General features: G+C 67.6%; 9 protein-coding genes and 1 pseudogene. 5 read left to right on the top strand and 5 right to left on the bottom strand.

Annotated elements, in window-relative coordinates; translation table 11 throughout:
• Positions 1-105 precede the first annotated feature (105 nt).
• From OG953_RS00050 to OG953_RS00040, 3 genes are read left to right on the top strand one after another with little or no spacing between them, the layout of a single operon-like run.
• Positions 106-1,344, top strand: coding sequence for a tyrosine-type recombinase/integrase (locus OG953_RS00050; RefSeq protein ID WP_405681772.1), 1,239 nt, complete (start codon positions 106-108; stop codon positions 1,342-1,344).
• On the top strand, positions 1,341-3,935 hold the full coding sequence (locus OG953_RS00045) for a tyrosine-type recombinase/integrase (RefSeq protein WP_405681770.1): 2,595 nt from the start codon (positions 1,341-1,343) through the stop codon (positions 3,933-3,935). Before OG953_RS00050 ends, OG953_RS00045 begins: the two co-directional genes overlap by 4 nt.
• Positions 3,932-4,510, top strand: a complete 579-nt coding sequence (locus tag OG953_RS00040; RefSeq protein WP_405681769.1) for a DUF6262 family protein — start codon at positions 3,932-3,934, stop codon at positions 4,508-4,510. The genes OG953_RS00045 and OG953_RS00040 overlap by 4 nt, the downstream gene beginning before the upstream one ends.
• Positions 4,511-4,554: 44 nt before the next feature.
• On the opposite strand, the pseudogene OG953_RS00035 reads toward OG953_RS00040, so the two are convergent.
• A pseudogene (locus tag OG953_RS00035) lies at positions 4,555-4,761 on the bottom strand (helicase associated domain-containing protein); the annotation flags it as partial.
• Positions 4,762-5,431: 670 nt separating this feature from the next.
• On the opposite strand from OG953_RS00035, the gene OG953_RS00030 reads away from it, so the two are divergent.
• On the top strand, positions 5,432-6,511 hold the full coding sequence (locus tag OG953_RS00030; protein WP_405681767.1) for a MerR family transcriptional regulator: 1,080 nt from the start codon (positions 5,432-5,434) through the stop codon (positions 6,509-6,511).
• 310 nt (positions 6,512-6,821) lie between these two features.
• Here the strand turns inward: OG953_RS00030 and OG953_RS00025 are convergent, their stop codons facing one another.
• From OG953_RS00025 to OG953_RS00015, 3 genes are read right to left on the bottom strand one after another with little or no spacing between them, the layout of a single operon-like run.
• Positions 6,822-7,865 (bottom strand): hypothetical protein, encoded by a 1,044-nt coding sequence (locus OG953_RS00025; RefSeq protein WP_405681766.1) that lies wholly within the window; start codon positions 7,863-7,865, stop codon positions 6,822-6,824.
• Complete coding sequence (locus OG953_RS00020) at positions 7,865-8,641, bottom strand: AAA family ATPase (RefSeq protein WP_405681765.1); 777 nt, start codon at positions 8,639-8,641, stop codon at positions 7,865-7,867. Before OG953_RS00020 ends, OG953_RS00025 begins: the two co-directional genes overlap by 1 nt.
• Entirely contained in the window at positions 8,641-10,155 is a 1,515-nt protein-coding gene (locus OG953_RS00015) for a Mu transposase C-terminal domain-containing protein (RefSeq protein WP_405691526.1), read from the bottom strand. The genes OG953_RS00020 and OG953_RS00015 overlap by 1 nt, the downstream gene beginning before the upstream one ends.
• A gap of 717 nt (positions 10,156-10,872) precedes the next feature.
• On the opposite strand from OG953_RS00015, the gene OG953_RS00010 reads away from it, so the two are divergent.
• Entirely contained in the window at positions 10,873-11,835 is a 963-nt protein-coding gene (locus OG953_RS00010; RefSeq protein ID WP_405681763.1) for a D-alanyl-D-alanine carboxypeptidase family protein, read from the top strand.
• Positions 11,836-12,215: 380 nt separating this feature from the next.
• Here OG953_RS00010 and OG953_RS00005 read toward each other — a convergent pair whose 3' ends face one another.
• Complete coding sequence (locus tag OG953_RS00005) at positions 12,216-14,666, bottom strand: Helicase associated domain protein (RefSeq protein ID WP_405681762.1); 2,451 nt, start codon at positions 14,664-14,666, stop codon at positions 12,216-12,218.
• Between the last annotated feature and the right edge of the window lie 567 nt (positions 14,667-15,233).

Here is a 15,233-nt window from a genome sequence, read left to right as displayed (position 1 = left end):
GCGCCCCTGCGGCGTTCTGGCGTGTGAGGGTGACGGACTTTACCAACTGTCGCTGGGGTGTGTGGGACGTTCGCGTGGAGTGGTCCGTGGGGGCGGGGGAGGGGTGTGGACTCGGAGCTTGGGGTGCCGCCACCGGGGCGGTTCCCGGTTCGGAGGGGGCGGGCGCTGGTGGGTGGCCGGTTGCTGGTGGGCGAGTTGCGGGTGCAGGAGATCGTCCGCGCCGGCGGGCGGGTCTGTTACACGGTCGTGGACACGGACTGTTCGGTGGTGGGGGAGGCGGACAGGTTCCTGCGTACCTGCGCGGCGGGCACGGACCGTACGTACGCGTACGTGCTGGTGGATCATCTGCGGTGGCTGCGGTTCGCGGGCCTGGACACGGGGTCGGTGTCGCTTGAGGATCTGCTGCACTACATGGCGGCCCTCGGAGCGGATTATCCGGGGCCGTTCGGGTTGCCGTGGCGGCCGGGGAAGCGCCCCTACGGGCACAGCGCGTTGAAAACCGCGGCGGCCTGCCTGAAAGGCTTCTACCTCCGCCTGGGCACCCACGGCTTGAACCCCGCACTGGCGGAGGCGCTGCGCGTGACCCGGTTGCCGACGCGGGCTGACCGGCGGCGGGCGATGCTCGGGCACGTCCTGCACAGCATGCCCGCGAACCCTCTGGCACCGGCGGAGCGGATGCGTCGGCACCCGAAGATGCTCCCCGAGGGCGCCCGGGAGCTCTTGTCGGAGGCGGTGTCGTGCGCGCGGGACCGGATGGTGGTCACGTGGCTGGCCGACGGCGGTTTCCGGATCGGTGAGTTGTGCGGGCTGCGTCTGGTCGACCTGCACCTGCGGGAGCAGGCCGCGTGTGGTCAGTGCCGGGGGCCGCATGTGCACATCTGTCACCGTGAGGACAACGCCAACCGGGCCCGGGTCAAGACCAAGGCACCCTGGACGTCGCAGGACGGCACTGTGTGCGGCGGGACGGTGCGCCGGGTGAGTCCGGCGATGATTCACACCTACTTCGAGTACATCACCACCCAGTACCCCGCCCAGACCGCTCACGGCATGCTCCTGGTCAGCCTGCACGGCCCCACCCGGGGCCAACCATGGACCACGGCCGCGGCCCGCGGCATGCTGCGCCGGGCCGCAGCCCGTCTGGAGATCGGCCGGGTGGTCCCGCACGCTTTCCGGCACAGCTTCGCCACTGCGGTGCTGGACGCCGCACGGGGCAACGCGGTGATCGCGCGGGATGCCGGCGGCTGGGCCTCGGCGTCGACCGTTGAGCAGGTCTACGGCCACATGGACGTCCATGACCCGGTCTTCACCGCGGCGCTTCAGCAGGTGTGGGGGACACGGCCGTGATTCCTCTGACTCTGCTGCCCGGCCGCACGGACACCACCCGCATCGGCCGTGACCGGCTCGAACTGCTCACAGCTCTCATCGCTGCTCCCGCATTCGACCCGCTCTTCCGCGACGCCCTGATCTTCATTCCGCCTCAGCATCCGGTCTACGCCTGGCAGTGTGCCGTTGACGGCTGCCTTCGCATCCGCCGGGTCAGTCACAACCTGTGTAACACGCACAACCTGGAGTGGGAGCAGGCCGAGCGGACGGGCGAGAGCAAGCGCGCCTTCATGGACGCGGCCACCGCTCTGCCCGCCGCGCGGGGAGTGGACTACGGCCGGTGCCTGATCTGTCCCGACCGCCCGGCGATCAGTCCCACCACCCGGCTGTGCCAGCAGCACCAGACCAGGTGGCAGTACGGCGAGGCCGCCGACATGGACCAAGACTGGTTCGAGTCCTGGGCCCGTACACAGCACCCGCTTCCCGGCTTTGGCCTGTGCCGGGCGCGGTGCCCGTTCCTGGCCTGCACCTCCCTGGGGCTGTGTCTGCAGCACCTGAACCGGTACAAGATCGACAACCGCCCGGGAGCGGCCCGGTCGCGCAACTCCCGCGGCCCCCTCAGGGACGGCCGGCCGCTCCCGGTGACCTATGGCGACGAGAAGGCATTCCGCACCTGGTGTGCCACTGCGGAGCCGGTCACGCAGCCAGGACTGGTCAACCTCCACTGCCTTCCTCCGCTGCTGCGGGCCGAGATCCAGTGGGGCCTGCACGCCCACGCCCAGTCCGCACAGCACTCCGAGTGGACCACCAACGGCATCAGGAATCTCGTCAGATACTGCTGGCGAGGCGGCATCACGTCCCTGATGGACCTGCACGACGAAGGCTACAAAGACCTGACGCGCAAACAGATGGACTCCGAAGTCCGCAAGATCATCTGGGAGATCGTCAACGGTCTGCGCTGCGTCTACTACAGCCCCTCCGACACCAAGGACGCCGGCTTCCTGGAGACCGATCACTTCGGACGACGTTTCAAGAACGCCCAGAGCCACTACGACATCACCACCGTCCCCCAGCGGTGGCTGCGCGACCTGCTCTGGGACCACCTCGCCGAGTGGCTCCGTTCCCCACAGTGCCCCCGCACCCGAGGACCCTTCGACCAGATGCGCCGCGCCGCCGTCGAACTGGGCGTCTTCCTCCAAGCCGACGCCCCCGACGCAGGCCACGACCCCACCGTGCTGCGCCGTGAACACGCCGAGCGGTTCGTCGCCGACCAGCGCCACCGCGCCCGCCATGGCCTGCCGTCCCTGGGCATGGTCCTGGTCGACGGACGGTCTCCCACCGTCACCGACCTGAGCTGCCAATTCGTCTTCAACGGGGCACGCAAGCTGCTCTACAGCGCCATCACCGCCGGCCACGCCGAGCGCCTCGGCATCGACACCGGCTTCCTGACCGCCATCCCCTTCGGGGGGACCGGCCTCAAACAGCGCTCCCGCAACCCCTTCAGCGACGACGTCGCCCGCGCGCTGACCGACGAGACCAACCTGCGCCGCCTGGAGGAACTCGACCTCAACGACCGCGGACTGCGGGACATCTGGGAGACCATCGTCGCCACCGGGCGCCGCTGCAGTGAGGTCGTGGGACTGCGCCTGGACTGCATCGGCCGCTACCGCGGCCTGGCCATGCTGTGGCACGACCAGACCAAGGTCGGCAACTACAACGAGGGCATCCGCATCCCCGAGCCCATCTATCACCGCCTCGACGCCCGCCGCACCATGACACTCCAGCTCTTCGAAAGGCGCTACGGCCGCACCCCATCAGTCGCCGAACGCCCTGGCCTGGCCCTGTTCCCCTCCCGCATCCGCAACCCCAACGGCCGGCAGCCGATCTCCTACGGACACTTCAACCAGCGCTTCAGGACCTGGATCGCCGACCTCGACCTCGGCGGCGCGTACGTCGCCCACCAGGCCCGCCACACCCTGGCCACCAACCTGCTGCGCGCCGGCGCCACGCTCACCCACATCCGCCGTTACCTCGGCCAGCTCTCCGAACGCATGGCCGAGCACTACGTGAAGATCACCAACAGCGACCTCGAAGACGTCCTGAACACCGTCTGGGTGGCCGGGCCCGGCGCACCCAACCCAGGCGAACTCCTCTCCGGCGACACCGCGCCCATGGACCGCGAGACAGCCCTCGGACTGGCCCTGGACCTCTCCCGCCGCAGCACCCCCGCCGACGGGGGATTCTGCACCTACCAACCCGTCGTCGACGGCGAATCCTGCCCCTGGAAACTCGACTGCGAGAACTGCGACAACTTCGTCCTCTCCGGCGCAGACCTCCTCTACTGGCGACGCAAAGCCGAACAGTGGCGCTCCATCGCGGAAAACGCCCCCGACGACGCCACCGCCGACTACCTCCACACCGTCTTCGAACCCACAGCCAAGGCCATCAAAGGACTCGAACAGGCCTTGGCTGCTCTCGGCATTCTCGACGAGGCCCTCATCCTCGACCTGCGGCGCCCTCAGGACTACTTCCACCGAACCTGGAGCACCGCTTTCCGCGCCCGAGACCTCGCAGCACTACAGGCCCCCGACGACGCCGCAGGGCAGCCATGAGTACTTCCCGCACCGACGCCGCCGTCCGAGCCCGCCGCCAAACCACTCAGGAGATGCTCGAACGCCTCCGGACCGCCTTGGCGGCCATGGCGCGCGACCATAGGCCTGTCACCGTCGCAGCCGTTGCCCGTACCGCCCGCGTCTCACGTACCTTCCTTTATCAAAACCAGCAGGCCAGAGCCCTGATCGAGCAGGCCACCGGCACAAGCAGACACCACCCCGGAGTCTCCAACAGCGGCAGCCGCGTACAGCCCGCCTGGAAGGAACGTGCACTCAACGCCGAAGACGCACTCGCCCAAGCCCAGCGCGAAATCCGCACCCAGCGCACCCACATCGCAGAACTTCTCGGCAAGATCCGCGACCTCGAACACGATCTCCCCGAAGGCTCACTTCAGCGCATCGTCACGGAGAACACCACGCTGAAGCACCACATACGACAGCTCACCCAGGACAACCAGCAGGTTCAAGAGCGCCTGACCAGCGCACGCCAGAACAACCGCTTCATGGACAAACGCATTGCCGACCTTGAAGCCCAACTCGCCCCGTACCTCACCACCCCGCCTGCGCGCCCCTGACCCAGCCTCGGACCATCGTCAAAGGGGGATTTCGCCAACGGCCGTCAGATCCAGTCGATGCCCAGTTCCCGTAGTGCGTTCCGCTGCTCGGGGGTGAGTTTGTCGCGCCGGCTCTTGGTGTTGGAGACCCAGACTCCGAGCTTCACGACCACCGGCTCCGTCTCGCCGTCGACCGCGATCTCCTCGGCGTGCCCGCGCGGCACCGGCCGGTCTGCGCCTTCCCGTCTGACCCACTGCGTGAGGGCCGCCTGATGATCTGCGATTTTTTGGCGGTGGTGGTTCGGCATTGTGATGTCAGTGCGGTAGCTGCGGTGTTTGTGCTGTTCAGATGGTCGCGGTGAGTAGTTCGGGTGGTGACACAGTTGCCGATTTCGTGCTGACGTTTTTGGTGATGATGCGGGTCGGTTTGTTGCCGGTCGGTACAGCATAGGTGTGTTGTTGCTGGTCAGGGCTGTGCTGGCAGGGGGTGGGTGCTGAGAGTTGGGGACGGGTGTCCTGTCTCTGTGAGGTGTAGGCAGTCCCGCTTTTCTGTAGGCGTGTACGGCTCTGTCTCGGTCATGTGTAGGCACAGCGACGACCTCCACGTCGTCACACAGGCCATCGCCGAATTCCACCGCCGCTTCCCGGTACAGGCGCCCCTCCGAGGCACCAGCCGCACATGGCTCAGCATGACCACCGAGGCCACAGCAAGACAGATCGAGGCCCTCCTGAACCCTCCGAGAGACACAACCCGCGTCCACGGCCAGTTGAGACATCGAGGCCCATCGACAGATCGGCGTCCTCGACTGATCACTCAGCCCCCGAGCGAGTGGGAGACCATCTGACCGAGCCGAACAGGACTCCTGGTTGACCTTCACCTTGGGGGAGGCCACAGCATCGGTGAGGCCGGGTGACGTGCTCGGCATGAGGAGGAGAGCGGGCATGGGGTTGCTGACCATCGGGACGTTCGCGACGGCGTCCCGGCTGTCGCCGAAGGCGCTGCGTCTTTACGACGAGCTCGGGCTGCTGACCCCCGCTCGTGTCGACCCGGTGAGCGGCTATCGCCTCTACGCACCGGAACAGCTGGATCAAGCCCGGCTGGTCGCCTGGCTCCGGCGCCTGGGGATGCCCCTGGCCCGCATCCAGCACGTCTGCACGTTGGAGGCAGGCCCGGCAGCCCGGGAGGTTCGTGCGTTCTGGGCCCAGGTTGAGGCCGACATCGCCGCGCGGCGGGACCTCGCTTCTTTCCTCATCGACCATCTGTCCTGGAAGGACCCCGCCATGTCTCCGACCGCCAAGCCCCTGGGAATCCGTTACGCCGCTCTTTCCGACACGGGCCTGGTCCGTGAGAGCAACCAGGACACCGCCTATGCCAGCTCCCGCCTGCTCGCCGTCGCCGACGGCTTCGGCAGCCAAGGAGCCCCCGCAAGCGCCGCCGCCGTCGACGCGCTCAAGCGCCTCGAAACCGACGGCATCCCGGCAGGCGATCTCCTCAACGTCCTCGAAGACGCCATCGAACAGGCCAAACAGGCCGTCAACGGCGTTACTGGACCCGGCTCATCACCCGGAGAGGCCGGCACCACACTCACCGCGATGCTCTGGACCGGCTCACAGCTGGCCCTCGTCCACATCGGCGACTCCCGCGTCTACCTCCTGCGCGACGGAGAACTGTTCCAGATCACCCACGATCACACCATGGTGCAGTCGATGGTCGACGAAGGACGTATCAGCCCGGAGGAGGCCGTCTCCCACCCCCAGCGGTCCCTGTTGATTCGGACCTTGGGCCACGGGGCCGATGGCACCCCCGACATGCGCCTGCACGACGCCCAGCTGGAAGACCGATACCTGCTCTGCTCCGACGGCCTGTCGACCGCCGTGCCGACGGACGAGATCCACCGGGTGCTCTCCGAGATCCGTGAGCCCGAGCAGGCGGTCCGCGAGCTCATCGCCCTCGCCAACGGCTCCGGCGGCCCCGACAACGTCAGCTGCGTGGTCGCCGACGTCATGGAGCTCCAGCAGTAGGAGGGAGCGGCATGCACTTCGAGTTACACCAGATCCGCTCTCAGAAACTCATCCGTGAAGCCGACGAGTACCGACTCGCCCAACAAGCCAGGAGAGCCAAGCCGGCTCCCCAAGTCATGGCAGCCAGCACCTCGCGACCGACTCCACGGCGCCTGCTGGCCTGGCTCCGCGGGTGAACAACCACGCTGCCTACGGTTGAGCGGGACACCAACCGCCAACTCGTCCCGCACAACCGTAGGCACCGCAGGTCAGAGCCTCACCCTGCCCACAGTTATCTGGGACAGGACAACGGGGCGGCCGGTGTCGCTTTCTACGGTGTGGGCTTCAGGTGGTAGCGGATTCCTGTTGCGGTGAGGCGGAGTTGTTCGCCGTCCTGGACCGTGATGAGCGGGAAGAGCGGGCTGTCCGGGGCGCGGTCCTTGAGCTGTCCGTGAATGCCGGCGGCGCGTGCGAGGCGGCGTGTCCAGGTGGGGAGTGGGTAGAGCCGGCATCGGCGGTGGGCTGTGCTGTCGTGGATTTTGACGGTGGTCGCTGTTTCGTTGATGTCGATGCCGCGGATGAGCGCGAGCTGGTTGATGTCTGCCCCGGTGACCGCGTGGATGGCCAGGGCTGTGGCGTGCAGGGGGTGTGCCACCGTGGTCAGCCGTGCGGCGAGAACGTCTGCTGGTGTGTGGTCACGCCCTCGCGCGGACGGTGCGCTGCTCGTTGTGGGGGCGAGCTTGGGTGCGCCCTGGCACCGGGCGCGTTTCGGGCGGTTTGTCACCACGCCGTCCGACGGTGCCGGGGAGGTGATCCACTGCCCGCCGTCCTGGCGCCGAGGGGCAGGTTCGGTGGGCCGCTGCTGTCCGGCGCTTGGGGTACCGGTCGGTGAGTGTTCCGTCCGGTCCAGGGCGATACGGGCCTGGGGGAGGGTCTCGATGATGTGGTGCGGGGTTTCTTCGAGGAGCGTTCTCAGGGCAGGGGTGACCTGCCGGTGCCACAGGAGGGTGAGGCGGATACCGCACCGTTCCCGCAGGGCGAGTAGTTGTCTCTGGCGGGCGTGCGTGAGGCGGTCGGTGCGGCAGACGATGAGGTGCCCAATGTGGTGGGTGAGCACCCAGGTGGCGACGGCATCCCAGGCGGGGCGCTGGGAATCGGCCCACGTCCCGTACTTTTCTCCGCCTTGGGGGAGTCGTTTGCCCAGGGCATAGAGGAGGTCGTGGGCGAGGGCGGCGGGCGCTCCGTTGGCGGGGCTGGGGTCGACGGTCAGACGTCCCAGGGCGGGTTCGTGTGCGGCATGCGCGGCGGTCGTCCAGGCGGGGTGGTCGTCCTTGTCGTGGATGACGGTGACCGGTGGTGGACCGCCGGCTGTCACTACATGCCGCCGATCTTGCTGTAGACCCAGCGCACGAGGTCTTCGTCGACCTGTTTGAGGTTCAGTTTCTTCATGCCGGCGAGGATGTGGGTGGTGATGTTGGCCCAGTTGCGGAAGCTGCCGTGGGCGGCCTGCTTGTCGATCGCGTCGATCAACACGGTGTCCACGTCCGCCCAGACGGGGTGGAAGGCGGGAATTGTCTCCCTCACTTCGTCCTTGGACATCCGGGTGAACTCCTGCCAGATGAAGATCCGGGAGGCCAGCATCGGCTCACGGCGCAGGACCTTGTAGCAGCCGTCGCCCCCGGCGAAGATCACCGCGATGTTGGTGCGTTTGTCGTCCCACAGATGGCGCCAGAACTCGAACCCGGTCTTCTTCATCCACTGCGCCTCGTCACAGACCAGGACCCGGAACTCCTCGGCGAGCGCCTCCTTGAGGAGGGTGTCGAACTCGATCGGGCGGGCCGGCGGCTCACCCGGCAGCCCCAGCGCCTGGAAGAGACCGTGGCGGATGTCCCGGGGAGTCGGTCCGGCCCGCAGCTCCAGGCGATGGGTGATGTCCGGGGCGAGATGCCGCAGTGCTGAGTTCACCGACATCGTCTTGCCGGATCCGGCCGGCCCGTAGACGCACATCATGGCTTTCGCCTCGATGACGGCCTCGATGTTGTCCCGCGTGGTCAGCAGTGTGTCGGTGCCGACCAGCTGCGCCTGCTCCAGGCCCAGGAAGTGGTCTTCGCTCTCGTCGGGCAGCAGCCCGTAGTCCAGATCAGCGATCATCAGCCTTGGTCCTCATCAGGAGTAGGTGTGCGCGGGGGCCTCGGGCGGGCCCAGGTATCGGGCGCGGGGCCGTGCGGAACGAGACCAGGGCGGGCCAGCGCGCGGCGGTCCGTCTGCGCTGCTGCGCCCAGTTCCTCTTCGGCCTGCGCGGAGGTCGGGGAGGTGAGAGGCCTGGGCGGGGCGGCGGTGGTGGAGGCTTCGAAGCGCTGGCGGCGCAGTTTCTCCGCGGCCTTCAGATCGGCCTTGAGCCGGCGGGCGGCCGCGGTCCGTGCTGCCTGGACGGAGCGGATCTGCTCCCGGCTCGCCGCAGCGGCCAGGAACGCCGATCCGAGGTGGCGGCCGGTCGTGGCATCGAAGACTTCGATGGTGTCGTCGTGATGGGGCAGGTGCCGTACCGAGACCTTGGTGCCGGTACGGCCGTTCATCCAGGGGGCGAGGTAGTCCCGGCGGCGCCACCGCACTCCGCTGGTGCTGATCGTGTACGTACGGCCATCGTCCTCCAGGGCGAACGTCGCCAGCTGCCCTGGGGACACATCCGTGAGCGGTGTCGCGTCGGCCTGCCACGCCTCGACTGGCGTCTTGCCGTTCAACGCGGACGGGTGGTGGCGGGTGTTCCACCAGGTCACCCAGTCCAGCAGCAGCCCCACGAACGCCTCATACGTCAGAGGCGGGGCGTCGGGGTCGGCGAGCCGGCCACCGGTGAGTTTCTGACGGCCGGTGTAGCGGGGGAGGGAGACGAGGAACATCTCCTCCACCGCGTCGTTCAACGCCTCGATGGTGCCCTTCAAGTGCGGGGTATAGGCAGGCAGATCGGTCACGGGAACGGCGAGCGCACCCATTGCCGCGGTGACCGTAGCGCACAGGAACTCCTTGCCGCGGTCCATCCGGATCTGACCGGGCAGCCCGCCCACCGGACCGAACGGCTCGCTGCGGGTGATCGCGATCCGCAGGGACGCCAGCACCGCGTCTCGGCTCGGAGCGTGCGCGGTGACCGCGACTCCGGTGATCGCTTTGGTGGCGCAGTCGATGAACCAGGTCACCCACGGCGTGGCCAGCTCACCCTCCACATCCACCTCGATGGGCACATGCTTGTGGTCGCCCTCCCACGCCGCGTTGCGGTGCGTCGCCGGACGCTGCCCGAAGACGTCATGCGCGCGTCGCGCCGCTTCCCCGCTCTTGAGCCCGGCCCGCTCACCGCGGGTCAGGTCCCGGCGGATCGCCCGGTGCAACGTGGAGAGCGACGGTACTGCGGGCGCGTCCGGATCGTCGGCTGCCCGCTGCATCAGCTCGGTGTGGACCCGGGAGGCGTTACCGCCCCACAGTGCCAGCAGCCGCCGGACTTCCGTCGTGATCGTGAAATGGGACGACTCCACCCGTGCGAGGCGATGATCCTCCCGGGCAACGGCCAGCCACCGCCACACTGTCCGCTCCGACTTACCCAACGCCTGTGCCACCAGGCGCACATGCGCCGCACTTAACTCACCGCGGCTGTCGAGGTCCAGCAGCCGGGGCACTGCCGCCGCCCGCCCCGACGCCGGCGGGAACACGGCCACCGGACCGTGTACGGGATCCTCGCCACGTCTTCCGGGCATCGCGGCCCCTTCCCACGAGCATCAGGGCGGCACGAGTTGCCGCCCTGGTCTCAGGTATCCCAGTCCTTCTGCACTCGGCTGACCGGTATCGGCATACGACTGACAGCAGTCGCCACCATCCGATAAAGCCTCCTCCACGCAGGGCGCGGTAGACGAGCTGCTCGACCATGCGCTCATCGTGCGAGCGCAGCCACTGGAGCACGGCCACGAGCGGCTTGAAGCTCGCGCTGGCGACCATGCCGGTCGGGTCCTCGCCCGGCTTCAGGAAGACCGGCACGATGGTCGCGGCTACTGACGCTGTACGGCGGCACGTTAGTGCGAGCGGCCGCGAAGTACGCAATCCAGGTGAAGCCGACGCCTGCCTGGAACCGGGTCTGCCGCCAATCCGCGCCGCCCCGTTCCGAATCGGGGCGGCGCGGCGCATCCCCGCACCCGTAACGTGTTGAGATCGTTGGACCACAGTGCGCGACCGAGGTCATAGGTCCACAAGGGGGCTGCACGGCATCTCCATGGCTGTGATTCCTGTTACCCGGCTATGACATGTCGATCTCGACAACGGATATTCGTGCGCAAGTAGGTGCGCTACGCACCGATTTTCGTCACGAGCCGGCGCCCCCGCGCCGGGAGAAGGGGAGGCCCATGGGTTCGCACGCCCGTCCCAACCGCACCCACCGCACCGGAGCCCGCATCGCGACCGTCGCGCTGGTCGGCGCCGTCCTGCCGATCACCGCCGGAGGCCTCGCCGAAGCGGCGACCTCCACCGTCACGCACTTCGCGGACGACCAGAGCCAGGGCGCGCCCGCCACCAGAGACCAGGCCGCGCCCGACGTCGCCACCGACAACGCCTTCCTGCTCGACGCCCGCGACGGCAGCCAGGAGCGGGCGATGTGGGCCGGGACCAAGGCCGGCGAGAGCGTCTCGATGGCCAGCACCACCAAGATCATGACAGCGCTCGTGGTGCTCCAGCATCCGGAGTGGCTGGACCGGCAGATCACGGTGAAGCAGGAGTACCGGGACTACGTCACCGAGAACGGGGCCAGCACCGCCGACCTCCAGACGGGCGACAAGCTGACCGCCCGCCAGCTGCTGCACGCCATGCTGATCCCCTCCGGCGGCGACGCCGCGATGGCCCTCGCCGACAGCTTCGGCAACGGGGACACGCAGGAGGCGCGGATCGCCGACTTCGAGAACCAGATGAACGCGCAGGCCCAGCAGTTGCGCCTGACCGGTACGCACTTCGACTCCTTCGACGGCATCTCGCACGGCGACAACCGCAGCACCGCGCGCGACCTCGCCAAGCTCGGCCAGCGCGCGATGCTGAAGCCGGTCTTCGCCGACATCGTGAAGCTCAAGCAGTTCAAGACGGAGGCCGCGGCTGCCAACGGCCGTACCCGGTACTACACCTGGAACACCACCAACGACCTGCTGAGCACCTACGACGGCGCCCTCGGCGTCAAGACGGGCAGCGGCGCCGAGGCCGGCTACTCGCTCGTCTTCGCCGCCAAACGGGACAACCGCACCCTGGTCGGTGCGATCGTCGGCGCCGACCAGGAGGTCTTCGCCGACGCCGCCAAGATGCTCGACTGGGGCTTCACCCACTGACCGTCGCCGATCGGCCGGTCCGCTAGATGGGAGTCTTTGCTTCCGTGTCCGGGATGGTTCTCGGTTGGGTGTCCGGTCTTGGGTGCTGTGGGCCGGACCGATTCGGTTTTTTCTATGGGGTGTTGAGCGGTCATGGCTGGGCGTTGGTGTTGGACAAGCAGTGAGGATTGGCGGGTCACTGGGTGAGGATCACCTGGTCAGGGGGGTGAGGGCTCCAAGAGAGTAGGGTCTTTCGAAGCCGGACAACAACGGCATCCTCGCCCGGCTCCGCGCCCGCGCCGTGACCGGTGGGCGCCCAACCGAGCTGCGCCGGATGGCCCGAGATGAGTATGGCGATGCCCGCGCCGGACATGGTTTGTGTGGGCATCGCCATTGTTCAGTCAGGCAGCCCACTCCAGCCCGAGGTTGGCGAGGGCGGTGAGCTGGTCTTCGGTGAGGCGGTCGCGGCGGGTTTTCTGGTTGCTGAGAAATACGCCGAGGCGTACGGATGTCCCGTCGGGCATCTTTTCGACGTGCTGCCGCCCGACGACGGTCTTCCCCTCTCGCGCGATGTACTGCCGAAGGGCCGTGATGCCGCGCGTGAAGGCGTCGGAGCCCTTCGCTGCCCCTGTCTTCGCACTGGTTCGCGCTGGGGCCTTCTGGGGCCGTGCAGCCGGTTTCACGTCGAGTTCGTTCAGGCGGTGTTGCTGTTCGGTGTTGAGGCGTGCCCAGTCGCGGGCTTGCCGGGCGGTCCAGCGTCCGATGTCGTCGCCTCGGTAGGTGACGCCGGGCGTGATTTCTTCCAGCTTTCCGCCGGCCGTGAGGAGGGTGGTGAGCCCGGCCCAGTGGCGTTGCCAGTCGACGGTCCACCCCAACTGTCCGGGGTTCCAGTCCGGGTCGATCGCGGCGAGTTGCTCGGCACGCCGCGCTGCGCGTTCGGGGTCCTTCCCCAGTCCTCCGGGCCGGCGGAGGTTGGTGAGCCATTGCCCGACGGGTTTGTCCAGGGCGGTCGCGTGGCGTGGCGCGGCCAATGTGCCCGCTTCGGCGTAGTAGGCGCGGGCGGCGGCGAGGTTCTCGGCGAACTGTGTGTCGGCGGTGTCCCAGATCATGCCGAGCTCGTCCAGCTCATCTGCCCGGGTGCTGGACATGGTCCCGGCCCGGTAGGCCCTTCTCTGGTCGGACAGCCACCTGCCCAACGGGTAGGTGCCCTCGGCGTGTTCGTAGGGCACGTCCAGCGAGCCCTCCCGCTCGAAGTACCGCCGGGCGGCGTCGTACCCGCGGGCCCAGTCCTGACGCTCGGTGTCGAGGACCTGGAACTTGACCCACTTCGCGATCATCACCGGATCCCTGGGGGCCGCGAACCGGAGCAGCAGCCGCGACTCCTCCTCACCGTCTTCCGGCTCCGGACCGATACTCTGCGACGGATCAACGACCTGCTTCTGGGGCTCCTGCGGAGTAGCAAGCATTTCCACCGCACGCTCATCATGCGCCCGAAGCCCCTCAAGAACCTTCACCAAAGGGCGATACGAAGAGGAAGTGAACATGTCTTCCGGATGCTCACCCCGCGCCAAAAACACCGGCACGATCAGCGTCGCGATCTTGCCCTGACCGGGTTTCTGACGCAGTGCCCGGCCAATGGCCTGCACGATATCCACCGCTGACCCTTTCGGGTCCAACAGTGCCACGGAATCCACCGCCCGGATATCAACTCCCTCGCCCAGCACACGGCAGTTCGAGAGCACCGCACGCCCCGCCCTGCGCCCGAAGTCCCCCAGTACCTGGCGCCGGTGGTCCGCCTCATGCTCACCGCACAACCAGTCCGCCCACACACGCTCCGGGTACCGCTCCGGGTCGGACGCGTGCAGCCGCTGCGCGACCCTGGGCAGCCCCTTCGCGAACGCCGCCGCCTCTATCGTCCGATGGTGGAACGTGATCGTGGTCTGCAGCTGGTGCACCGCCATCGTCTCCAGCAACGCGGCCTGCAACGCCCCCATCCGCTCACCCCGCAGCTGCTCCTCGCGTTTCTCCTGGCCGGCCAGGCGGGCGGGGGTGACCACCGGGTCGGTCAGTTCCACCACCACGATCTGATACCGCGCCAAAAGCCCGCGGGACACCGCGGACGCCAGCGACAGCTCGTACACGACAGGCCCGTAGATTTTGGGATCGTCCATGGAACAGGCCAGTTCCTGCGGTAGCGGGTTCCGCGCGTTCTCGAAGCCGGCCTGGCGCTCCGCCCAACGGGGCCGGGGCGGCCGCTCCTTCCAGATCCTGGGGGTGGCGGTCATGTAGAGCCGGCGCATCGCGGGGATGACGTCCTGGTCGTGGATGGCCGCCCACGCCTTCCCCATCGCCCCGCTGGTTCGGTGCGCTTCGTCCACGACCACGAGGTCGAAGACGTCCATGGGAAGTCCGTACGCGCCCTCATGGGTCTCTGCGAGCACTGGCAGGGAGGCGTAGGTGGCGTAGACCGTCACGGGTCCTCGGCCGTGCCACAGCGCCAGCTGCGGAGGACTGGTCGTGGACCGCATATCGAGATTCCACAAGTGCGGGTCGTCATCCAGTGAACACACCGCCACAGCCGGGCCCGTATGCCCGGCCAAGCGCCACTCTCGCACCGTCTGGGTCAGCAGATCCAAAGTCGGCAGCAGCACGAGAACCCGCCCGTTGCGCGCGAGCCGCAACGCGGAATGCGCGGCAATGAACGTCTTTCCCGTACCGCACGCCGCCACCACCGTGGCCCGTAGCCCATTACGCGGAATTCGCTTTCCTGGCGGAATATCAAGACCACGCACCACGGCATCCACCGCTTCAATCTGATGAGGACGCAGAGGGATTTGCTTCGTATTCGGCATATCCGTACTCCAGAATTCACGAGAGCGGCCAGTCATACCTGACAGAGGGGGTAGCGGTTCCCTCGGGATGCTACACACTGCATCCTGTGATGCATCATCGTGGTGATGCGCGGACTCACTCTAGCGCAACAAGGTCTGTCGGGAGGCTTTTTCGGGTAGATTCGTCTGTGTACTGATCGTTTTTCAGGAAGTGATGGGCTGTTACGGGCAGGATCGGGCGAAGCGGTGTCTGGTTTCGTTCCGTCAGGTGGGGTCGGCCTCTCGTCTGAGGGGTGATGTGGTGTCACCAGGCTGGGGGTGTGCTGTTGTTCGGGATGCTACACAGGCCAGCAGTGATGCACCCGTATCCTGTAGCCAGCCGTTCCGGCGCAGCCGGAACAAGGGCGTGGGAGCGAAGCGGACATGCCTGCTTTTCGAATTGGAGCGCAGCGGAAATTCGCAATTCCCGTGCAGCGGGAATTGACGGCCCGCAACGCGGGCCGTTTCACTGGCTGTTGAAGCGAAGCGGAAACAGCCCGATCCGCAACGCGGATCGTTTCGCTTTCATATCGCGCAGCGATATGGTAC

Source organism: Streptomyces sp. NBC_00057 (assembly GCF_045041165.1).
GTDB lineage: Bacteria > Actinomycetota > Actinomycetes > Streptomycetales > Streptomycetaceae > Streptomyces.
The sequence above is the reverse complement of the archived record's forward strand: the minus strand, read 5'-3'. Positions and strand labels throughout refer to the sequence as shown.